General features: G+C 45.8%; 23 protein-coding genes. 16 read left to right on the forward strand and 7 right to left on the reverse strand.

Translation table 11 applies throughout. The features are described from left to right. The first annotated feature begins 30 nt into the window (after positions 1 to 30). The 12 genes from fabD (at position 31) to ptsG (ending at position 11,994) form a co-directional block, all read left to right on the forward strand. Positions 31 to 954, forward strand: a complete 924-nt coding sequence (gene fabD, locus PUN32_RS06280; protein ID WP_274722284.1) for an ACP S-malonyltransferase — start codon at positions 31 to 33, stop codon at positions 952 to 954. A 27-nt stretch (positions 955 to 981) separates the two neighbouring features. Further along, positions 982 to 1,716, forward strand: coding sequence for a 3-oxoacyl-ACP reductase FabG (gene fabG, locus PUN32_RS06285; RefSeq protein ID WP_274722332.1), 735 nt, complete (start codon positions 982 to 984; stop codon positions 1,714 to 1,716). 233 nt (positions 1,717 to 1,949) lie between these two features. After that, positions 1,950 to 2,186 carry an acyl carrier protein gene (gene acpP, locus PUN32_RS06290; protein WP_166013291.1) on the forward strand — a complete coding sequence of 79 codons (237 nt, stop codon included), beginning with the start codon at positions 1,950 to 1,952 and terminating at the stop codon, positions 2,184 to 2,186. 88 nt (positions 2,187 to 2,274) lie between these two features. Then, positions 2,275 to 3,519 (forward strand): beta-ketoacyl-ACP synthase II, encoded by a 1,245-nt coding sequence (fabF, locus tag PUN32_RS06295; protein ID WP_274722333.1) that lies wholly within the window; start codon positions 2,275 to 2,277, stop codon positions 3,517 to 3,519. Positions 3,520 to 3,596: 77 nt separating this feature from the next. Continuing rightward, positions 3,597 to 4,400: an aminodeoxychorismate lyase gene (pabC, locus tag PUN32_RS06300; RefSeq protein WP_274722285.1), complete on the forward strand. Its 804-nt coding sequence runs from the start codon at positions 3,597 to 3,599 to the stop codon at positions 4,398 to 4,400. Further along, positions 4,397 to 5,413 carry an endolytic transglycosylase MltG gene (mltG, locus tag PUN32_RS06305; protein WP_274722286.1) on the forward strand — a complete coding sequence of 339 codons (1,017 nt, stop codon included), beginning with the start codon at positions 4,397 to 4,399 and terminating at the stop codon, positions 5,411 to 5,413. Before pabC ends, mltG begins: the two co-directional genes overlap by 4 nt. After that, positions 5,410 to 6,048, forward strand: a complete 639-nt coding sequence (gene tmk, locus PUN32_RS06310; protein WP_274722288.1) for a dTMP kinase — start codon at positions 5,410 to 5,412, stop codon at positions 6,046 to 6,048. The genes mltG and tmk overlap by 4 nt, the downstream gene beginning before the upstream one ends. Then, positions 6,041 to 7,015: a DNA polymerase III subunit delta' gene (locus tag PUN32_RS06315; RefSeq protein ID WP_274722289.1), complete on the forward strand. Its 975-nt coding sequence runs from the start codon at positions 6,041 to 6,043 to the stop codon at positions 7,013 to 7,015. The genes tmk and PUN32_RS06315 overlap by 8 nt, the downstream gene beginning before the upstream one ends. Next, complete coding sequence (locus PUN32_RS06320) at positions 7,006 to 7,773, forward strand: TatD family hydrolase (RefSeq protein WP_274722290.1); 768 nt, start codon at positions 7,006 to 7,008, stop codon at positions 7,771 to 7,773. The genes PUN32_RS06315 and PUN32_RS06320 overlap by 10 nt, the downstream gene beginning before the upstream one ends. Positions 7,774 to 8,213: 440 nt before the next feature. Then, positions 8,214 to 9,833, forward strand: a complete 1,620-nt coding sequence (locus tag PUN32_RS06325; RefSeq protein ID WP_274722291.1) for a PTS transporter subunit EIIC — start codon at positions 8,214 to 8,216, stop codon at positions 9,831 to 9,833. Beyond that, the gene (locus tag PUN32_RS06330; protein ID WP_274722292.1) at positions 9,833 to 10,288 is read left to right on the forward strand and encodes a hypothetical protein; all 456 of its coding nucleotides are present in this window, start codon (positions 9,833 to 9,835) and stop codon (positions 10,286 to 10,288) included. The genes PUN32_RS06325 and PUN32_RS06330 overlap by 1 nt, the downstream gene beginning before the upstream one ends. Positions 10,289 to 10,563: 275 nt before the next feature. Beyond that, entirely contained in the window at positions 10,564 to 11,994 is a 1,431-nt protein-coding gene (gene ptsG, locus PUN32_RS06335; RefSeq protein WP_274722293.1) for a PTS glucose transporter subunit IIBC, read from the forward strand. 136 nt (positions 11,995 to 12,130) lie between these two features. Here the strand turns inward: ptsG and PUN32_RS06340 are convergent, their stop codons facing one another. From PUN32_RS06340 to PUN32_RS06350, 3 genes are all read right to left on the reverse strand, one after another. Then, positions 12,131 to 12,232: a MetS family NSS transporter small subunit gene (locus PUN32_RS06340; protein WP_166013282.1), complete on the reverse strand. Its 102-nt coding sequence runs from the start codon at positions 12,230 to 12,232 to the stop codon at positions 12,131 to 12,133. Further along, positions 12,232 to 13,692: a sodium-dependent transporter gene (locus tag PUN32_RS06345; RefSeq protein ID WP_274722294.1), complete on the reverse strand. Its 1,461-nt coding sequence runs from the start codon at positions 13,690 to 13,692 to the stop codon at positions 12,232 to 12,234. Before PUN32_RS06345 ends, PUN32_RS06340 begins: the two co-directional genes overlap by 1 nt. Positions 13,693 to 14,184: 492 nt before the next feature. Then, positions 14,185 to 14,775, reverse strand: coding sequence for a porin family protein (locus PUN32_RS06350; protein WP_274722295.1), 591 nt, complete (start codon positions 14,773 to 14,775; stop codon positions 14,185 to 14,187). A 47-nt stretch (positions 14,776 to 14,822) separates the two neighbouring features. Between PUN32_RS06350 and cydH the strand changes: the two genes are divergently transcribed. The 4 genes from cydH to PUN32_RS06370 all read left to right on the forward strand — a co-directional run bounded on the left by cydH (position 14,823) and on the right by PUN32_RS06370 (position 18,636). Further along, positions 14,823 to 14,999, forward strand: coding sequence for a cytochrome bd-I oxidase subunit CydH (gene cydH / locus PUN32_RS06355; protein WP_274722296.1), 177 nt, complete (start codon positions 14,823 to 14,825; stop codon positions 14,997 to 14,999). Between the two features lie 15 nt (positions 15,000 to 15,014). Then, entirely contained in the window at positions 15,015 to 16,163 is a 1,149-nt protein-coding gene (locus PUN32_RS06360) for a patatin-like phospholipase family protein (RefSeq protein ID WP_274722297.1), read from the forward strand. 218 nt (positions 16,164 to 16,381) lie between these two features. Beyond that, positions 16,382 to 17,599, forward strand: coding sequence for a sugar metabolism global transcriptional regulator Mlc (gene mlc, locus PUN32_RS06365; RefSeq protein ID WP_274722298.1), 1,218 nt, complete (start codon positions 16,382 to 16,384; stop codon positions 17,597 to 17,599). Positions 17,600 to 17,697: 98 nt separating this feature from the next. Next, the gene (locus PUN32_RS06370) at positions 17,698 to 18,636 is read left to right on the forward strand and encodes a chemotaxis protein CheV (protein ID WP_166013276.1); all 939 of its coding nucleotides are present in this window, start codon (positions 17,698 to 17,700) and stop codon (positions 18,634 to 18,636) included. Between the two features lie 103 nt (positions 18,637 to 18,739). Here PUN32_RS06370 and PUN32_RS06375 read toward each other — a convergent pair whose 3' ends face one another. The 4 genes from PUN32_RS06375 to PUN32_RS06390 form a co-directional block, all read right to left on the reverse strand. Next, positions 18,740 to 19,096, reverse strand: coding sequence for a hypothetical protein (locus PUN32_RS06375; protein ID WP_274722299.1), 357 nt, complete (start codon positions 19,094 to 19,096; stop codon positions 18,740 to 18,742). Between the two features lie 137 nt (positions 19,097 to 19,233). Beyond that, complete coding sequence (locus tag PUN32_RS06380; RefSeq protein ID WP_274722300.1) at positions 19,234 to 20,154, reverse strand: ChaN family lipoprotein; 921 nt, start codon at positions 20,152 to 20,154, stop codon at positions 19,234 to 19,236. Between the two features lie 75 nt (positions 20,155 to 20,229). Then, on the reverse strand, positions 20,230 to 21,048 hold the full coding sequence (gene rlmA / locus PUN32_RS06385) for a 23S rRNA (guanine(745)-N(1))-methyltransferase (RefSeq protein ID WP_274722301.1): 819 nt from the start codon (positions 21,046 to 21,048) through the stop codon (positions 20,230 to 20,232). Between the two features lie 147 nt (positions 21,049 to 21,195). Continuing rightward, positions 21,196 to 22,194 (reverse strand): DUF2860 domain-containing protein, encoded by a 999-nt coding sequence (locus PUN32_RS06390; protein ID WP_274722302.1) that lies wholly within the window; start codon positions 22,192 to 22,194, stop codon positions 21,196 to 21,198. Positions 22,195 to 22,253 lie beyond the last annotated feature (59 nt).

The raw sequence follows: 22,253 nt of genomic DNA on the forward strand, positions 1-22,253 counted from the left end.
CTTATCCATTATGAGATAAAGGAAAGAGTTATGAGTAAGTTTGCTATCGTATTCCCAGGTCAGGGCTCGCAAGCGGTTGGGATGCTGGCTGATCTTGCACAGCAATATGAGGTGGTAAAACAGACTTTCGCACAAGCGTCTGAAGTGTTGGGTTACGATCTATGGGCTCTGGTGCAAGATGGACCGATCGAAGATCTCAACCAAACTTTTCGCACTCAGCCAGCTCTGCTTGCGGCTTCGGTGGCGATTTGGCGTGTATGGCAACAACTAGAATTACCACAACCGGCGGTATTGGCTGGTCACAGCTTAGGTGAATATTCGGCATTAGTCTGTGCAGGAGTGATCGATTTTAAACAAGCGATCAAGCTGGTTGAGCTGCGTGGACAATTGATGCAACAAGCGGTGCCTGCTGGTACTGGTGCGATGTATGCAATTATTGGCTTAGATGATCAAGCCATTGCCAAAGCTTGTGCTGATGCAGCGCAAGGTGAAGTGGTTTCTCCGGTCAACTTTAACTCACCAGGCCAAGTGGTGATCGCTGGTCAAAAAGATGCGGTAGAGCGTGCTGGAGCTCTGTGTAAGGAAGCGGGCGCTAAGCGTGCGTTGCCACTGCCGGTTTCTGTGCCATCACATTGCGCGCTGATGAAGCCTGCTGCCGATGAATTGGCAAAAACTTTAGCAGAGCTTGAATTCAATGCGCCACAAATTCCCGTCATCAATAACGTGGATGTGATTGCCGAAACCGATCCGGCTAAGATTAAGTTGGCACTGGTTCGCCAGCTCTACAGCCCAGTACGTTGGACCGAGTGTGTGGAACAAATCAGCGCTCAGGGGGTCGAAAAACTGCTTGAGATGGGACCAGGTAAGGTATTGACTGGTCTGACTAAACGTATTGTCAAAACCCTTGAAGGAGCTGCGGTGAACGATGTGGCTTCTTTGGATGCGTTAAAATAATAACAGGAATAAAACATGACTCAATTCATGAGCTTAGAAGGCAAGGTCGCCCTAGTAACCGGCGCGAGCCGCGGTATTGGTAAAGCGATTGCTGAATTGTTGGTTGAGCGCGGTGCGCGAGTGATTGGTACTGCGACAAGCGAAAGTGGCGCGCAAGCGATTAGCGACTACTTAGGTGATAATGGCAAAGGCATGGCACTGAACGTGACCAATCTTGAGTCAATCGAAGCGGTAGTGAAAACCATCGCAGATGAGTTTGGTGGCATCGATATTTTGGTTAACAATGCTGGTATCACCCGTGATAACCTGTTAATGCGTATGAAAGAAGAAGAGTGGTCAGACATTATTGATACCAATCTGACTTCGATTTTCCGTCTATCTAAAGCCGTATTGCGTGGCATGATGAAAAAACGCCAAGGCCGCATTATCAATGTCGGTTCGGTTGTGGGTACGATGGGCAACGCGGGTCAAACAAACTATGCTGCAGCGAAAGCGGGTGTGATTGGTTTTACTAAATCGATGGCACGTGAAGTGGCATCGCGTGGCGTAACAGTGAACACTGTGGCTCCGGGTTTTATCGAAACGGATATGACCAAAGCGCTGAATGATGAGCAACGTGCAGCAACCTTAACCCAAGTTCCAGCTGGGCGTTTGGGCGATCCGCGTGAAATAGCATCAGCGGTGGCTTTCTTAGCCTCACCAGAAGCAGCTTACATCACCGGTGAAACACTGCATGTTAACGGTGGCATGTACATGATCTAAACGGCTTGCTTCATGATCCGGTACTGAACTGTCGAGTTGTGAGGCGAATTTAGATGAAAAGTGTCGATAACATGCACGATGTTTATGCATGACTTATATCAAATATGGTGTGAATTTCGGTTAAAGTCGGCTAATTTGTGGTTAGACCAGAAACCTCACACTTGCAACTTTCCCTAGTTCGAATAAACTACGGAATCATCGCATTAGGCGAAATCTGTAAAGGAAAAGAAAAAATGAGCAACATCGAAGAACGCGTAAAGAAAATCATCGTTGAACAGCTAGGTGTAGACGAAGCAGAAGTGAAGCATGAATCTTCTTTCGTTGATGATCTGGGTGCAGATTCTCTTGACACTGTTGAGCTAGTAATGGCTCTGGAAGAGGAATTCGATACTGAAATTCCTGATGAAGAAGCAGAGAAGATCACGACTGTTCAAGCTGCGATCGATTACGTGACCAACAACGCTCAGTAATCTCTCCCCAGGCGGCCTACTGGCCGCCTGAATTTTTATTAGTTCTCAACACCCTCTCATTTCAATTTCAATTCCGGAGAATATGATCGTGTCCAAGCGTCGCGTTGTTGTCACTGGCATGGGTATGTTGTCACCGGTAGGCAACACGGTAGAGTCATCTTGGCAAGCTTTGTTAAACGGCCAAAGCGGTATCGTCAACATTGAGCATTTCGACACTACCAATTTTTCTACTCGTTTCGCAGGGTTAGTCAAAGGCTTTGACTGCGAACAGTACATGTCAAAAAAAGATGCCCGCAAAATGGATTTATTTATCCAGTATGGTATTGCGGCGGGTATCCAAGCTCTACAAGATTCGGGTTTAGTCGTCACGGAACAAAATGCGACACGCATTGGTGTTGCGATTGGTTCTGGGATCGGTGGTCTTGAACTTATCGAAACGGGTCACCAAGCATTAATTGATAAAGGCCCACGTAAGGTTAGCCCTTTCTTTGTGCCATCGACCATTGTCAACATGATTGCTGGTAATTTGTCGATCATGCGCGGTTTACGTGGCCCTAATATTGCTATTTCAACCGCTTGTACCACTGGCCTACATAATATTGGCCATGCAGCACGCATGATTGCTTACGGCGATGCGGATGCGATGGTCGCAGGTGGCGCTGAAAAAGCCTCTACACCTCTGGGTATGGCTGGTTTCGGTGCAGCAAAAGCACTTTCAACTCGTAACGATGAACCGCAAAAAGCTTCTCGTCCTTGGGACCAAGATCGTGATGGTTTCGTGTTGGGTGACGGTGCGGGTGTGATGGTGCTCGAAGAGTATCAACACGCGAAAGCGCGCGGTGCGAAAATTTACGCCGAAGTGGTTGGTTTTGGGATGTCTGGTGATGCTTATCACATGACTTCACCAAGTGAAGACGGCTCTGGTGGCGCCTTGGCGATGGAAGCCGCAATGCGTGATGCGGGTGTGACTGGCGAACAAATTGGCTATGTCAATGCGCACGGTACCTCAACACCGGCAGGCGATGTTGCTGAAGTGAAAGGCATCAAACGTGCTTTAGGTGAAGCGGGCAGCAAACAAGTGCTGATTTCTTCCACCAAATCGATGACGGGTCATTTGCTTGGGGCGGCTGGTTCTGCTGAAGCGATTATCACAGTGATGTCATTAGTTGATCAAATCGTTCCTCCGACCATCAATCTGGATAATCCAGAGCCTGGTTTGGATGTCGATTTGGTACCGCATGTGGCGCGTAAAGTCGAGAATATGGAATACGCGATGTGTAATTCATTTGGCTTTGGTGGCACTAACGGTAGCTTGATTTTCAAACGCATGTAAAAACTTCACCACTCTTTACTTGAGTTCACACGGCTTGATGCATAGCATTGAGCCGTTTCTTTTTATGGAGTCCGAGCATGTACTGGGTGAATGGAAAGCGAGGTAATGAGCGACCGATTGATGATCGTTCTTTTCAATATGGCGATGGTTGCTTTACCACTCTACTAACTCAGCACGGTCAAGCGCTGCTTTGGCCGCAGCATCAAGCCCGCTTACAAGCTTGCCTTAAAGCGCTACATATTACCGAGCCCGATTGGTCAGCGGTGTGGCAAGGTGTGCAGGCGATGATACGCAGTGATGCGCAAGCAGGGATAAAAATTCATATTAGCCGAGGTACCGGCGGACGTGGTTACAGTCCTACTCAAGTTAGCGAATCCAGTGTTACTATTAGCGCGTTTGCTTTTCCTAGCCATTATGAGCAGTGGCGTAACGCGGGTGTGTCATTAGGCATTTGCCAGCAGCGAATGGGGTTAAATCCGCTGCTGGCTGGACATAAACATAATAATCGTTTGGAGCAGATTTTACTCAAACGTGAAATGGATGTGGCGGGTTGGGATGATGGTGTTTGTTTAGACATCGATGACCAAGTGATTGAAACTACTGCCGCCAATTTATTCTGGTGTAAAGATGGCCAGCTTTATACCCCTAGTTTACACCATGCCGGCGTTGCCGGTGTTGCACGAGGTCAGATACTCAAACTTGCCCAGCAGTTATCGATTCCGCTAGTGATTGACCGGTTTGGTATCGAAAGCTTGTTGGCGGCAGATGAAGTGTTCATTACCAATGCGTTACTGGTGATTGCGCCAGTGACACAGATAGGTGAACACTCGCTGGATATAGGTAGTATGACGCGACGTTTCCAGGAGAGTAGTAATTCGTGATTAAAAAGCTAGTATTGATTTTTGTCGTTCTGATCTGCGCTGCTGTAGGCAGTTATGCTTATTTTGTCAAACAAATGGATAACTATCTTGCGCAGCCTTTGCTGATAGAGCAAGCCCAGTTGGTGACCATAGCTCCTGGGACAAGTTTGAATCGAGAGCTGACAGTGCTCACCGAACAAGCGTGGATCAATGCCAGTTTTGTTGCCGATTGGGTGCGTCGCTTTCATCCTGAGTTATCGCAAATTAAAGCCGGGACATATCAATTACAACCTAACATGAGTCTACAGCAAGCTTTGGCTTTGTTGGTGGCCGGTAAAGAGCATCAATTTGCGGTGACCTTTGTTGAGGGTAGCCGTTTCCAAGAATGGCGTACTATCTTGGCCAATAATCCTTATATTACCCAGCAATTAACGGGTCTTTCGGAGGCGGAAATTGCCAAGGCCTTGGGGTTGCAACATGAAAAATTAGAAGGCTTATTTTTGGCTGAAACTTACCATTTCATTAAAGGTACTAGCGATTTAGACATTCTCAAACGTGCTAATCAAAAGTTAGAGCAGTTTTTGCAGGTGACTTGGGAGCATCGCCAAAAAGGCTTACCGATCCAAACCGCTTATGAAGCTTTGATTTTGGCTTCCATTATCGAAAAAGAGACCTCGATTGCTGATGAACGTGAGCGAATTGCCGCCGTGTTTATCAATCGGCTTAATAGGCGCATGCGGTTACAGACCGATCCTACGGTGATCTACGGTATGGGAGAAGCTTATGATGGCAATATTCGCAAGAAAGATTTACGAGAACGCACCCCATATAATACCTATGTGATCAATGGATTACCTCCAACTCCGATCGCTATGCCCGGTGAGGCTTCGATTTATGCGGCATTAAATCCGGAACAAAGTGATTACCTTTACTTTGTGGCGAGCGGTGAGGGCGGACATAATTTCTCGAAAACACTCGCTGACCATAATCGTGCGGTACGTAATTATCTTAAAAAACTTAGAAAAAAAACATGAACGCAAAATTTATCGTAATCGAAGGGCTTGAGGGTGCTGGAAAGAGTACCGCGATCCAAATGGTAGTGGAAACCTTACAGCAACATGGTATTCAGTCAATCGCCTGCACTCGTGAGCCGGGCGGGACCGTATTAGCCGAAAAGTTACGCGCCTTAGTCAAAGAAGAGCATCCGGGAGAAGTGTTGCAAGACATCACCGAATTGCTGCTCGTGTACGCTGCGCGGGTACAACTGGTGGAAAATGTGATTAAGCCGGCTTTAGCCCAAGGAACTTGGGTGGTTGGCGATCGGCATGATATGTCTTCACAAGCTTATCAAGGTGGTGGACGGCAGATTGCGGCTGCGACAATGCACAGTTTAAAACAAACCGCGTTGGGGGATTTTAAACCAGACTTAACCTTATATCTGGATATTGATCCGAAACTGGGTTTGCAGCGAGCTCGTGGCCGTGGTGAGCTGGATCGGATTGAAAAGATGGATATCGGTTTTTTTGAACGTGCTCGTCAGCGTTATCTTGAACTGGCCCACAGTGATGAGACGGTGGTATTGATTAATGCGGCTCAATCGATTGAACAGGTGACGACCGATATTCGCGTCGCGGTTGAAGCCTGGTTAAGTCAGATTAATCATGTCTAGTCTTACGCCTCTTTACCCTTGGCTTAGCCCTGTGTATCAGTCATGGCATACAACATTGGCAAGCGGACAGTTGGCGAGTGCGACCCTCGTCCAAGCGGCGGAAGGATTAGGTGCAGAAAGCTTGGTTGAGTCTATGGCTCGCAGCATCATTTGCGCCAGTCGTGACTCGCAGCCGTGTGGCTTTTGCCATAGCTGTGCTTTACTGCAGGCGGGTCATCATCCGGATCTGCATTATGTGCGACCTGAAAAGCCGGGTAAGGCGATTTCGGTTGATCAAATCCGGCATATTAATCGGATTGCTCAAGAATCATCGCAGCTCGCGGGTTATCGTTTGATTGTGATCGATCCAGCGGATGCGATGAACGAATCGGCTGCGAATGCGTTGCTGAAAACATTAGAAGAGCCACCTTTACACTGTTTGTTTATCTTAGTCACGTCCCGGATCCAGCAACTGCTACCGACCATTATCAGCCGTTGTCAACGCTGGGTGATCCCAAGCCCTACGCCTGATGTCGTGCAGGAGTGGTTACAAGCTCAGGCGATTGATGCGCCAGGCTATGCGTTGCATCTTTGTTCGGATTCACCACTGAAAACTCAAGCGTTTATGCAGCAAGGCGGGATCGCCAAGTATCGCGAGCTTGAAGCTCTGTTTATTGCGGCCGTTAACGGTGATGTTAATGCCCAATTAAAGTTTATTTCATTGATTAATAATGATTTAAACCAAGGACTTTATTGGGTTTGGTGCTGGCTAACGGATGCGCAAAAAATTCAGTTTGGGGTGCAGCAAAGCGATGCAACGCCACTTAGCGCCGAATTAGCCAACCGCCTGACTTATCATCAGCTTTATACCCAGACCGCGGCATTGCAAGCTCTCATCGATCAGCTGCGCCAATTTACTGGGTTGAATAGTGAACTATTGCTCCTGCAATGGTTTTATCAATGGATTAATGAGGAAATATGTTTGTAGATTCACACTGTCATCTCGACAAATTGGATTACCAAGATTTGCACACGGATGTGAATGATGTGATTACCAAAGCTCGACAAGCCAAAGTTGAGCACTTACTTACGGTAGGCGTTACGCTCGATGCTTTTCCGAATATGTTGGCCATGATTGAGCCCTTTGCTCAAGTGTATGTTTCCTGTGGTGTGCATCCTTTAGATGTAGAGAGTGAGTTTTCGCTTGCCACATTCCTGCAGTATGCGCAACACCAGAAAGTGGTGGCGATTGGCGAAACGGGGTTAGATTATCATTATCAGCCACAAACCGCAGAGTTACAGAAATTACGCTTTCGGCAGCAGATCGATGTTGCGGTTGAGCTGAATAAGCCATTGATCATTCATACACGTGATGCCCAACAAGATACGTTACAACTGCTAAAGGCAGGGCGGGCGGAGCGCTGTGGTGGGGTGATCCACTGTTTTACTGAAGATTTGCCGTTTGCTGAAGCGGCGATTGATCTCGGTTTTTATATTTCGATTTCTGGGATTGTCACTTTTCGGCAAGCAACGGCGCTTAAAGAAGTGGTAAAAGCATTGCCTTTAGAACGGCTCTTGATTGAGACCGATTCACCGTATTTATCACCAGTCCCACATCGTGGCAAACAAAATCAGCCAGCGTATGTCGTCGAGGTCGCGGCGTATATCGCTCAGCTTAAAGGGATTTCACTTACCGAAGTCGCTGCAAAAACCAGCGAAAACTTCAGAAATCTTTTTTTGCGATGAGAACTATTGTTGCGTAAAAAATAAACGGTAAATGATTTTTTATCGGTTAAACATTATAACAAATTAAAAAATAGCGAACATTTAGGCTGATTGATGGAAAATGGAGCAAAAATCATCAAATTGTAAATTTGTTGCAAAAAATAACATACAAGGCGATTTTATTTATCCTGTGAAATTAATGCTTTTTTATTTTTTGTTATTAAAAACAATGACATGACTTGTGTTGGTGGTGTTTGGGTGTGAGCGGGTGACTGTGATCCGCCTATTACTTTGAAACTAAATTTCATTCCAAACTAGAAAAATTAACGGCCATCAATATATATTTAGAGCCGGAAAATATAATGCATGAGTGTTACATTTTTCATTCAGTACTGGCATTAAGGCTACGGGGGGCCGTCAGAACTGAACCATTCTAATAACTTTATCAGGAGCATAAATACATGAAAGCTTTCTTTAGTAAACTTTCACAATCAATTATGTTACCCATCGCACTGCTGCCTGCAGCGGGTATTATGTTGGGTATCGGGGGGAGTTTTACCAACCCTACCATGATCGAAGCGTACCAAATCGGTGTGCTGCAAGACGGAACCGTTCTAAATAGTTTCCTACAAGTTATGACTGCGGCGGGTGGTATTGTATTTGCTAACTTGCCAGTCATGTTCGCTTTGGCGATCGCGGTAGGTTTTGCTCGTGCCGAGAAAGGTGCAGCAGCACTGGCGGCGCTGATCTCTTACCTGGTAATGAACGTTGCGATTGCTAAGACTTTGGTTGTGGCCAACATGATCAACTTAGATACCAACACTGTGGTACTGATGGGTAGCGAATATCCAGGGGTACTGGCTGATATGCTGGGTATTTCTAATACACTAAGTATGGGTGTGTTTGGTGGTCTGATCGCTGGTGCGGTAACTGTGGTATTGCACAATAAATACCATGATGCCAAATTACCAGATTACCTAGGTTTCTTCGGTGGTGCTCGTTTCGTACCTATCATCAGCGCATTTGCTGCGTTGTTCTACGGTATTGTTCTGACTTTCATTTGGCCATTCTTTGGTGCTGCATTCGGTGCCATCGGTGCTGCGCTAGGTGAAATGACTGCATCAGGTCACGGTTACATTGCTTCTTTGATCTTCGGTATCATTGAACGTTCTCTGATCCCTGTTGGTCTGCATCACGTTTTCTACTTGCCTCTATGGCAGACTGAGATTGGTGGTACTGCTCAGATCGCTGGTGAGTTGATCAAAGGTACACAGAACATCTTCTTTGCTTCTCTGGCAACCGGTGATTTCTCTCAATTTACTTCAACTAACTTTATGACTGGTAAATTCCCGTTCATGATGTTTGGTCTACCTGCAGCTGCTTATGCAATGTATACCCTAGCAGATGACAACAACAAGAAAGCCGCTGGTGGTCTGTTGTTCTCAGTTGCTCTGACTGCATTCCTGACTGGTATTACTGAGCCAATTGAATTCACTTTCTTGTTCCTAGCTCCAGCGCTGTACTATGCGATCCACGTTCCTCTAGCGGGTCTGTCATTCATGCTGATGGATATGCTGAACGTTAAAGTGGGTATGACTTTCAGTGGCGGTTTCATCGACTTCAGCTTGTTTGGTATTTTGCCAGGTGTAACTGGTGCTGAAAACAACTGGTACTTTATCCCTGTAGTGGGTATTGCTTACGCATTCGTTTACTTCTTTGTCTTCCGCTGGTTCATCGTTAAATTTGATGTGAAAACCCCAGGTCGCAAAGGTAGTGCCGTAGCAGTAGTGTCTAAGCAAGATTACCATGCAGCAAAAGATGGCGCGGCTGGCAGCAATCAAAAAGCGCAAGACATGATTGAAGCTCTGGGTGGTGCAGAAAACATCGTTGATGTTGATGCATGTATCACTCGTCTGCGCATCACAGTAAAAGATGGTGCTCAAGTGAAAGATAACGATTTCTGGACTCAACAGCTTGGTGCTCGTGGTCTGGTTAAAGTTGGTGACACTGGCATTCAAGCCATCTATGGCGCTGAAGCTGCAGGTTACAAAGCTCAAATCAACGCTCTGCTTGGTAAGTAATGAGTATTGGTGACAAATTTAGAAGAACCGGAGCCTTTATCATCGACGTCATGGTGGCGAAGATGTTCACTCAGGTGGTGGTAACGGTTCTGATGGCGATGGTGACAGGGCTCTTTAGTGATAAAACTTCAGGGCTATCGTTAAACGATGCGATGGCTCTGCCAGTTTTGTTATTGATGATGCTGTTAATGTTATTACTGTTTATCGGTGTATATCTTGGTTTCGGTGCGATTTGCTTTAAGCAGATTGGCAAGTCACTGGGTAAATATCTGCTTCGAGTGGACAGTGGTGATTGGATCAAGCCGAAAGATTTGTCGTTATACTTAGCTCGCGAAAAAGAGAAGATAGTGTTTTTCTGCGCCACATTAGGATTGTATGCCGTTTATTCGGCAATTCAGTTCTACATGTATGGTGTTGAACCACTGCATGATACAAGAGCAAAGAAAAACGCTTGAACAATTGATACCCCGAAAGCCCGCAAAAAATGCGGGCTTTTTGTCGTTATCCCTAAACTAGCGTTTTTCGTGGTAGTGATAGGTGATAGCCTATTATCGGTAAATCATCCCCTTAATTATAAGAAGCTTGGTTTGGTGGCTGAACAAAGTTTGCGTGGTATCAAGAGATCTTGAGATCTGGAAAAATATAATGGTTACATTTTTGCTGGCTCCTAATCGTTAGGTTGTCAGGGCATGCCGTTGGCCTTGCTAGTAATTTGATCAGGAGGATAAACATGTTTAAGCACGCTTTTGCAAATTTGCAAAAGGTTGGTAAAGCTCTGATGTTACCCGTATCAGTATTGCCGATTGCTGGTATCTTGTTAGGGGTTGGGGCGGCTAATTTTAGTTGGTTACCAGAGGTGATTTCTCATCTGATGGAACAAGCTGGGGGCTCGGTATTTGGTCAAATGGCGCTGTTGTTTGCGGTTGGCGTCGCACTTGGTTTTACTAATAATGATGGTGTGTCCGGTCTGTCAGCGATGGTTGGCTACAGCATCATGGTCGCGACCCTGAATGTGATGGCGACGGCCATGGGGGTTGATAAAATAGACACGGGTGTGTTGGGCGGTATCCTCGCTGGCGGTGTGGCAGCATGGTCTTTCAACCACTTCTATAAAATTCAGTTGCCAGAATACTTAGGTTTTTTTGCTGGTAAACGTGCGGTACCGATCATTACTGGCTTTATCTCAATTGCACTTGGTGTGATGTTGTCATTGATTTGGCCTCCGGTTGGGGCGGTGATTGGTTCATTTTCTGATTGGGCGGCTAACCAAAATCCGGTGACCGCATTTGGTCTCTATGGCCTCGTTGAGCGCGCATTGCTCCCATTTGGCTTGCATCATATTTGGAACGTACCATTTTTCTATCAAGCGGGTTCTTGTGTTAACGGTGTTGGTGACACGGTCAGTGGGATCATGACTTGTTTCTTGACCGCAGATGAGGCCTCACGTACGGCAGGTAATGGTTTTGGTCAGTTAGCTGGCGGCTATTTGTTTAAAATGTTTGGTCTACCCGCAGCCGCTTTTGCCATTGCCCATTCGGCTAAACCAGAAAATCGTGCCAAAGTTATGGGCATCATGGCCTCTGCTGCGCTGACGTCATTTTTAACCGGGATTACCGAACCGATTGAATTTTCGTTCTTGTTTGTTGCGCCTATCCTGTATGCGATCCATGCGGTATTAGCGGGTTTAGCTTATGTACTAACCAACGCATTCGATGTGGTGCATGGTCATGCGTTCTCGAATGGTTTCATTGATCTGGTTGTGCAATCGCCACGCGCAGATAACGTATGGCTACTCGTTGGGTTAGGTATGGGTTATGCGCTACTGTACTACCTAGTTTTCAGATCAGTGATCCGGATATTGAACCTAAAAACGCCAGGGCGTGAAGATGAAAATGTCGACATCGTGATGTCTAGTAGCAATCAACTGGCGGGTGAGCTCGTGGCGGCATTTGGTGGTAAATCCAATATCAGCAGCTTAGATGCGTGTATTACTCGCTTGCGTGTCACTGTGGTCGATACCGCGTTGGTTGATCAAGACCACTTGAAGCAGCTAGGGGCGGCAGGGGTGGTTATGGTGTCTGGTGGTGTACAAGCGATTTTCGGTACTAAGTCGGATAACTTAAAAACGGAAATGGATGATTGGATCCGTACTCACGGCTAATATCATGCTTACTGTAATGAGAAAGGAGACCTTCGGTCTCCTTTGTATTGTGTGATAGTCGGTTCAGTTAGTGAATGTAACCGCAAGCCATCGTGGATCTTGTTTCCCGATTGGTGATGGGAGCCGTTTGGCCAATTTACGATGATTGTTTATCCATCGCTTTTTTGATACAGATGGCAGCCCCACCCCATGTGATGCCGAGACCAAGTATCATCATGATAATTGCACTGAATGTCATTAGTGAGCCTCCTTTTGTGAGCCTGCATTGATAAGAATTCCGGTCATAAATAGGGCGGCGATAATCGCCCAGCCGAGGGTTAAATCGTAACCGCCATAGCCCTCAGTCAAGAGCTCTTGCAGTTTGGTTGCGACAATAATCGCCAAAATAACCGGTGAAATGAAACGCAAACAGAGATCAAACCAAATTCCCACTTTGAAATCAGAAATACTATTAGCATATTTGCGTACATCGGAAATTTTTAGCAACCAGCTCATTAGGAGCAGCTCGACTAAACAACTGGCCATGATCCCAACGTTGTTGGCAAAATGGTCAACCAGATCCAGCAGCAACAAACCGCCATTGGTGGCAAATGCCATGGAAACGAGTACTCCGCTACCAATCACGATATTGGCGGCCTTTTTGCGGCTCCAACCGAGTTTGTCAATAATCGCTGAGGTGACCGCTTCCATAATCGAAATATGCGAACTGAGGCCTGCAACCACTAAGGCGAGGAAGAATAAAGGCCCTAGAATATAAGGGATCGGCAGTAAATTGATCGCGGCGGGTAAGGTAACAAAAGCGAGACCAACGCCAGAGGAAACCACCTCGGTGAGCGGTTTGCCTTGCTCTTGCGCCATATAGCCGAGTACCGAAAAGATCATGATACCGGCTAGGATCGAGAAGCCACAGTTGATCAGCACGGTCATAAACGCGTTATTGGTGATATCGGATTTCTCGGGCAGATAACTCGAGTAGGCTAACATAATCGCGAAACCGATACTCAAAGTGAAAAATATCTGCCCGTAAGCCGCCGCCCACACCTTCACATCCCAAATTTTGCTGAAATCAGGTTGGAACATGTAGTTCACACCATCCAATGCACCGGGTAGGAAAATCATCCGCGCGATGAGCAGCAGTACCATGATAAATAACACCGGCATCATGATTTTAGACGCTCGTTCAATGCCTTTTTTCACACCACCGACAATAGCGGCGTAAGTGATGATCCAAGCGAGCAGCATAGCAAAGGCTATTTGCCACTGAATACCGCCTAATTGGGTTGGTGAATTATCACCCAGTTTGAGATATTCACTGAAGAAGAAGGCATTGGTATCGGTGCCCCAACTTTGGCTAAATGACATCCCAAAATAGGAAATAGCCCAGCCAATTACCGCAACATAATACACGGCAATCAGTGCCGCAATACCGACTTGAAACCAACCTAGCCACTCAAATTTAGTATGAATTTTGGCGAGGGTTTTCGGTGCAGAACCACGATTTTTTTGTCCCATGCTGAACTCGAGGATCATAAACGGGATCCCCGCAGTGATCATCGCGAAAAGATAAGGAATGAAGAATGCGCCTCCACCATTTTCGTAAGCCATATAAGGGAAACGCCAGATGTTTCCCAGGCCAATCGCTGACCCTACGGCAGCTAACACGAATCCTACTCGGGATCCCCATTGTTCTCGTTTCATAAACAACTCCTTGTCATATCCTAGGGGATGAAACTATTCGTCAGCACTTGCTGAATCTGAGAATGGCAACACCTAAGTCACCGGTACGGTGTTTGTCCGATAAACTTTTGTGCTATCATCCATGATTCCGCAAAAAGTTAGTTATATATATCGATTGCTGAGTGAAAACCTAGAATTTTATTCTTAGTTATGCGCTGTGTGTTTGCGAAAACTGAAATAATCAGCTAGGCAATCGTTTGAGACTACCGTGTTATTGATTGAGTGGCAATACAATCGGTTGGTTGGATTTATGTTAAAACAAGGTTGTATTTGTTTTGTATGTCAACTTATAGCGAGCAATATCGGGCAACTTAGTGACGAATCTAGTGAATATGACTGAAGTATCGGCTCATCATCAATACAATTGTCTAAGATTAAACAAAGCGTATTTGTCCAAAAAAACACCACACTCTAGAAGGTATATCCCGTTTTGTGAGTCTGTTAAAACTTGCTTTATAGGCGGATAGTCAGCCCAATTTGCACCGAAGCTTGATTGAGCCAATCGGACTTAAATTTTATGACACAGTTTTCTGAAGATGGCAGAGTACAGTTTGCGCTTGAATCATTGTCAACCATCGAGCCTAGCCAGCGAAGTTGTGCATTGAGCGCAATGTGTGTCGCGATTCTATATTCCAACCCACCAAAGGCACTCGCGGAGAAGCCGTATTTATTATCGGCCCAGCTTACATCGGTGTAGGTACCGCCAATGCCTAAGCCAAGGAAAGAGGAGAGCTGTGGTGACATCGGGTAGTAAATGCTACTTTGAAAATGCAGCGAATGCAGATGCGCATCTTGATTAGGCAGGGTTTCAACTTGAGTGGGTTGGGCGGAATAAAATAAGCCGACTCGCCCTTTTTCATAGGGCATTTCAAGCGCTATAGCATAGTGAGTCGAACTATCCAGATTATATTTATTACTATTTTGGTCAATAACTTTACCGCCTAATGAATAGCCAATCGAAGGGGTCAACATCCACTCAGCATTGACCAATGATGAAAAAATTAAAAGTAACGCATTGAAAATAAATAAAAATATTTTACGCATATCTAAACCCTAGCCAAGTTTTTGACGATGCTTTTATTGTGATAGTAATGGCAGAATTATGCACAAAAAAACCACAATTCTTGAAGATACTTCACACCGATGCTATTACTTTGCTGGATGATCAAGGAGGTGTTATGGAACAAGATCTGAAATATGCATTAGCAATAGTCGTGATCATTTTTGGCATTTTACTGGGATTTGGAGCAATTACTCTTATCCACTAGCCTAGGTATTTATCGATGAATATCTTGCCGCTAAATTGTGGAGGCGTGGTTTCTGATGCTGGGCCGAAGCTCAACACGCAGCATTTTGCAAAATACATCGGTGGTAAACAGGCTTTGGTTGCTCAAGGTGGTGGCCAGAGAGGAATATTTACCGCTGGTGTATTAGATGCGTTTCTTCTCGCTAATTTTGATCCTTTCCATGAGTTTTATGGCACTTCGGCGGGTGCTATGAATTTGTGCGCCTTTTTATCCGGTCAAGTGGGGTTAAGCAAAGCGTTTATCTTAGAGTTGACCACTCGTAGCGAGTTTTTCCATTTATTGAGCTACGTACGGCGTAGGCAATATATCAATATGCAGTGGGCATTAGATCGGGTGTGTGAATCTCCTTATGCTTTAAATTTGGAGCTTGCTCGTCAAACGTTAGGTCAACGCAAGGCTTATGCCGCCGTGACTGAAGTTGATAACCTAAAAGATGCTTATTTGCCAATGTTGGGCAGTGATTGGCAGCAAGTGCTACTGGCGACTTGTGCGATACCGGGTTTGTACCCAGAACCGGTTACGTTTGCGGGTAAGAGCTACATTGATGGCGGTGTTTCAGCGTCGATTCCGGTGCAAGAAGCTTGGCGTAAACAAGCTCGTTGTATTACCGTGATCCGCACTGAATTTATCCCCGAGCATGATCATACCGCTGTGCCATCTGTGGTTGCTCTCCCAGAGTGGTGGCCCGAGCAGTTGAATTATTTACAACAACGATTACAGCATAAATGGTCAGGATGGCGTCAAGAGTGGCGTGATTTTCTACACCAGCAAAGGCTAAGAGCGAAGCTGCAGCAGGGCGAAAAACATTTCCCTGCACTCAATGGTGGGCGTTGGCTATTCGGTGCCGATGATATTTATCGGTTCAGCCACTTATTTGGCAGTCAATTTGATGCTGGGTTGGCCGATTTATTGATGGTGCATTATCAGACTTATGCATTGACCTGTGAATTTCTTAATCTGCAGCATAATGACACTTTTATTGTTCAAATTATGCCAAGTGAACCGCTGCACGCCAACTCGCTGCTCAGTTCATCACAAGCCTTACTGCATGATTATCAACTGGGTCTTAAAGCTGGCGAGCAATTCTTGACCACATATCATCAGGCAAGCGAATTATGTCGTTGATGGTTTGAATTGTCATTTAGATATTCACTCCGTGTAGTTGCCCCACTAAGGCATATCTTCTACGTCGATTATTGTCGGAATATAAAGCCCAATAATTGGATATAAAACACAAACTTCTAGAGATGTGCGTGATACTTGTCACGCCTATTTGACAAATAGCTTCACAATTACTTCGCAAAGTAAAAAAATTAGTTTGTTGTTGAATTTCGGAGCGCCGCATGTACATGGCTCAACCCGGCCATATTGATCATATCAAGCAGATCAATGCTGGCCGCGTATATAAACTGATCGACCAAAAAGGGCCAATCTCTCGTATTGATTTATCAAAGGAGAGTGAGCTTGCGCCAGCCAGTATCACCAAAATTACCCGCGAATTGATTGATGCCCATTTAATTCATGAAACGACAGTACAAGAAGCCACCAGTCGAGGGCGTCCTGCGGTTGGTTTGCAAACCAATAATTTCGGGTGGCAATTTCTTTCGATGCGTCTTGGCCGAGGCTATTTGACAATTGCGTTGCACGAACTGGGTGGTGAAGTACTGATCGATACCAAAATTGATATTCATGAAATTGATCAAGATGATGTACTTTCCCGTTTATTGTTTGAAATTGAAGAGTTTTTTCAAACTTATGCCACTCAGTTAGATCGGGTAACCAGCATTGCGATTACCCTGCCAGGTTTAGTGAATTCTGAACAAGGCATTGTGCTACAAATGCCGCATTACAATGTGAAAAACTTAGCGTTAGGACCGGCAATTTATAAAGCGACAGGGCTACCGGTGTTTGTTGCCAATGATACCCGGGCTTGGGCGTTAGCTGAGAAATTGTTTGGTCATGCTCAAGATGTTGATAATTCAATATTAATTTCTATTCATCATGGGTTAGGTGCTGGCATTGTGTTGGATGGGCGAGTGTTGCAAGGCCGACATGGCAATATTGGTGATTTAGGGCATATTCAAATTGACCCTAAAGGTAAACCATGTCATTGCGGAAATTATGGCTGCTTAGAAACGGTGGCATCTTCACAAGCGATTCGCGATCAAGTCACAACCCGTATTATGGAAGGGGAAGCGAGTTGCCTGGCTGCCAGTGAAGAAATTTCGATTGAGGATATTTGTGCCGCTGCGGCGGACGGTGACTCACTGGCTGTCGATGTCATTCAACAACTGGGCCGTTATTTAGGCGCTGCGATTGCGATTGTGATTAACCTATTTAACCCAGAAAAAATCTTGATTGGTGGTGTGATTAATCAAGCGAAAGCGATTTTATACCCTTCGATTGAGCAGTGTATTCGTGAGCAGAGTTTGCCGGTTTATCATCAAGATTTGCCATTGGTGGAGTCACGTTTTTATAAACAGGCGACCATGCCTGGTGCGGCATTGATCAAGCAGGCGTTGTATGACGGCCTGTTATTAATGAAAGTAGTAGAAGGTTAACTTAATGATTTTCTTGGTGAGAATATCAGTCTTACTTGGATTTTAAGCGTAAGCTAGCGGTATACTGTTAGCTAACTCTTTATTGAACGGAATTTTGTATGTCAAGCATTTTGAACACGGTCGATCAACGTACGAATCTGGTCGGTGAAAATCGATTGGAGCTGTTACTGTTTAGCCTCAATAGTCGTCAAATCTTTGCGATCAACGTGTTTAAAGTGAAAGAAGTCATCAAAGTTCCACGTTTGACTCGTATGCCAGGATCGCACCCACACATCACCGGAGTCGCCTCACTGCGTGGTGAGCCGGTACCGGTGATCGATTTACGTTCAGCGATTGGTTTCCCTCCCTCTCGAGATCCTGCGGCGGAACAAAACCTGATCATTACCGAATATAACCGTAGTGTGCAGGGTTTTCTGGTTGGGCAGGTGCGCAACATTATTAATACCGCGTGGACTGAAATCCAACCACCGCCCAAATCGGCCGGTAAAGCTAATTATTTGACTGCGATAACTCATATTAAAGAGCACAATCAAATCGTCGAGATTATTGATGTTGAGAAAGTGCTGGCTGAAATTGTGCATTATGATGCCTCGATCTCGGCACAAGTGTTGGATCATGCTTTGCTCGATAATATGGTAGGACGTACGGTGTTAATCGTTGACGACTCTTCAACCGCACGCAATCAAGTAAAAGATACCCTTTCACAGCTTGGTTTGAACATCATCGAATGTCGTGACGGTTTAGAAGCGCTGCATCTTTTGCAAACCTGGTGCGACCAAGGTAAGAATATTTATCAAGAGTTACTGTTGATGATCACCGATGCCGAAATGCCAGGCATGGATGGCTATAAGCTGACCAATGAAGTGCGCAATGATCCGCGCATGCAAGATCTTTATATCACACTGAATACTTCGCTCAGTGGCAGCTTTAATGAAGCGATGGTGCAGAAAGTGGGTTGTAACCGTTTTATTTCTAAATTCCAACCTGATTTGCTGGTACAAGTGGTTCAAGAGCGGCTGAGAGAAGTGTTGGCTTAATATTTTGACTTGTTCTAGACGCAAGGCTCTCACCTGAGCCTTGTGTAAACCGCGATGAATTACCATCATAGTGTTATCACAACCACAGCTGAGCTGTGATGGGTCATAATAAGGCGAGTACAATACCACCTATGGTTGCCGCTGCGGAAAGATATTGCCCTGCGGAGTAGGAGGAGTCCTCGACTTTTTTCATGTTATCTGGGTGATCCATACCTAATGCCCCATAGGTGAAAGATTCCACCTTATCTCCTACCGTCTTATCTTTACTGGTGGGAACGGTACTGCCTCGTTCAAGCTCCTGTAATGCCGCCAACAAGGCTCGACCTTCTTCTGATAAAGTCACTCGGTTCGATTCGACTGATAACGGTGTCGTTGTCGAGTCTGGCTTAATTGGGGCCTGAGAAATTAGATTGGGGTGGGATGGCCGTGTTTGTACGGTTCCTGCGCCTACTGGGTTCATTTCTCTCTCCTAACTCATCACTCAGATAATGTATCGGCGGCAATCGAAAAAACTTGTGCGCTTTTTGTTCGTTACCGATAAAAATAGGCAAGCAAATGCTGTGCCTATTTTTAGACCTGTAGTGATAGAGCCGAGTATTATTGGCAGATGAGATCAGTATTGCGATTTTTCAGCGCTTGGATTGCAGCCGCTTGATGGGCTTTTTGCACATAGCGCACTGGTGGCGTTAGCACCTGCAGTTGATAATCAAGGCTAGTATGGGTGACATCACCGACCGGGGTAATGATCACCACGTTGAGCTCTGGGTTACGACGTAGAATCGAGGCCGCGGTTCCTAATCCCTGTTGAGTATGGAACATACCGGCAATGTGCAATACTTGGCGTTCTGGATGGGCGGCAAGATAGGTAACAATACTTTCGGCCATGGTTTCATCCCAAGTCACTTGCGCAGCATACTGATTTTCGTTTTGAGCCGGATTGCCATGATGCATGGAAGCCATAAAGGTGCGTTTATAAGGCGAATCTTGAGTGTTGATTTCAGCTGCTAGCCACTGGCGCTGCTCTGGGGTTAGCCGCTCAATATACTCAATGCCGATTTGACCAATACAGCGCACGATGGGCTTCGGGGCATTAGCGGCTAGAATGGGCAGTTGTTGGCTTTTGGCCAGTTCGACTAAAGGGCGGTAGTCACTTTCATAATTTGGCCAAGCATTGCTTTGTTGGATCAGGTACTGCTCACCAATTTTACCCGCTAAATACTCATTGAGCACTGGTTGGGCATCACGGGTAAATTGCTCCATCGAAAGTGTCATCGCGTGACCCTGTTCGGCTAATTGTTTAAGCAGATCAGTCTGGAAGCGATGGATACCAGCGTGGGTATGCCATTCTCCTATCAAGATAACATCGGCATTTTTAATCTCAGACGGAAGTTGGTGAATAGAGATCCATTCACCTTGTGGTGTCGCCAGCTGATAATCGTAGAATGTATTGATTGGTGAGGGGGCTGTTGAGCAGCCGGTCAGACTAATAGCAAGAAACAGTGCAGCAATCATGCGCATAAAATGGCCTCCATAAAATGAAGCTTATGGTACTGGAGGCCTCTCATATACGCAATCAATGAGAATTATTATCAGTTATTTTCGTAAATAAACTCGCAGCATAAAATCCGCTTCACACATAAAAGTTTCGCTGTTGCCGACTTGCTGTTTAAATGTCTCACTGGCTCGCCATGCGAAAGGGGTCATTTGCAAAAGATCGGCCGCTTCTGAGCCATTGAGTGTCATTGGGTAGTGCAGTTGGCACTCTTCAACCAGTTCAAACCCATCTAAGGTCTCTGCTTGCTCTGGATGCAAGCGTACTTGGTCATAAATGCCTTGTTTAAATTGGTAGAGATGACGTGCAGCAGGAGTGACGGTGATCACCACGCCACCTTGTTGTACACAGCGCTGTAATTCACTCTCTTTGCAAGGGGCATAGATGCGGATCACAGCTGCAAGGCTTTGATCGGCAAATGGCAGTCGGTGGCTAGAGGCGACGGTAAATTGGCAATCTGGGTAGCGTTTTGCCGCGTAACGGATCGCGACTTTAGAGATATCTAACCCCACCGTTTGCGCCAAATCATCTTGTTGGCGCACAGCATTAGCAAAAAAATCGGTGTAGTAGCCTTCGCCACAACCAATATCCAGCAGGGTTTGTTGATGGCCGGTGAGGTATTTTTGGCACAGCTGCGCGACTTTTTCACGCATCGGCGCGTAGTGGCCGGTTTGTAAAAAACGTCGACGAGCTTGGGTCATCTCTTGGTTATCGCCGGGATCTTTGGAGCGTTTGTGCTGGACGGGCATCAAGTTGACATAGCCCTCTTTCGCGACATCAAACTGATGGCGATTAACACAAGAATAGGCGTTGTGATTTAGCACGAGTGGATGCTCGCAAAGGGGGCATAAAAAGGTCATGGTGGTCTCAAACAACGAAATTGACGGCTAAGTTTAGCGATAGTGGCATCAAATAAAAAGTGACACGCTGGTTTTAGCGCTGCTCAACTTTTACTGACTCGCTGAGGCTCGTAATTAAATCACGGCCTCAGCGAGTCAGTTGACTGGTTAGAAGTTAAAGGCGATCCCGGTTGAGAGGAAAGTGGATTTTTGATCAAAAAAGTTGATCACGTCATTGGTTTCTCGGATACCAGCCATGGCGTTCAGTGATACGTTTTTCCAGCCAAATGGTGCGCGATAAGCGTACAGTGCAAATGCACTCCAGCGTTGAGCATCGCGTGTTGCGGAAAAAATCGGGTGTTCGGTCTGGTAGTCTTCTTGGCCATAGCTGAGAGTCATAAATAATGCTTGCTGGCCGAAAAAATGATTGAGACTGAGTTGGTAATCTAGTGCATTAAAATCAAATGCATCTCCTTCGGCATCGCGTTTGGTATAGCTGACCTGCGGGACTAAAGACCAAGCTCGACTGATTGGTAGCGATACTTCGGCTGACATTTGTTGGTAGATACTGTTGCGATTGAGTAATCCTCTGTCTATAGCGCTCCATTTATCTTCGCTAGCACTCTGCTCTTTATCCACTTGGTAATCTAGATAGGCGTAGCGCAGCGTGAGCGGTAGTGCAAAAGGTGCGGTATAGGCGATACGCCCACCTTGGGCGGTGATATCGGTGGTCGATCTTGCCGCTTGTGTTAGATAAGGATCACGCCAGGTTTCATTAACTCCTGGCAGGGCAGGAAAATATGCCAAGGTGATTTGGCCAAGCTGATCAAATTTATGCGTAATTCCGAGTTCAGCTTGCAGTTGCCCTTCAATCACCTGATCGGAGCTTTGACCAGCAAAAAATTGAGTTTTTCCGGAAGCAAAAGTGTATTGCACATTACCTAAAGGCATGAATCGCATTTTAGATGTGGTGTGTCCCGATTGCTGTAAATTGGGGGTGAGCGCATTATCATCATTGGTATTCATCTGTGATTGAGTGCGTGCGTAAAAGCTATTAAGACTCAATGTGAAGTCCCAGCCTGGCTGATTTCTATCGGAAGAGGCTTGGGCGGTCAGTGACAGAGATAATAAAGGCAGCACACTAAGGTAGGTATAGAGGGGTTTCATTAGATTTCCAAATGATGCGGTACATAATCATTAATTATACCTTGAGCTATGCTAAGCGC

It is taken from the genome of Vibrio chanodichtyis (assembly GCF_028863985.1).
Classification (GTDB): Bacteria; Pseudomonadota; Gammaproteobacteria; order Enterobacterales; family Vibrionaceae; genus Vibrio; species Vibrio chanodichtyis.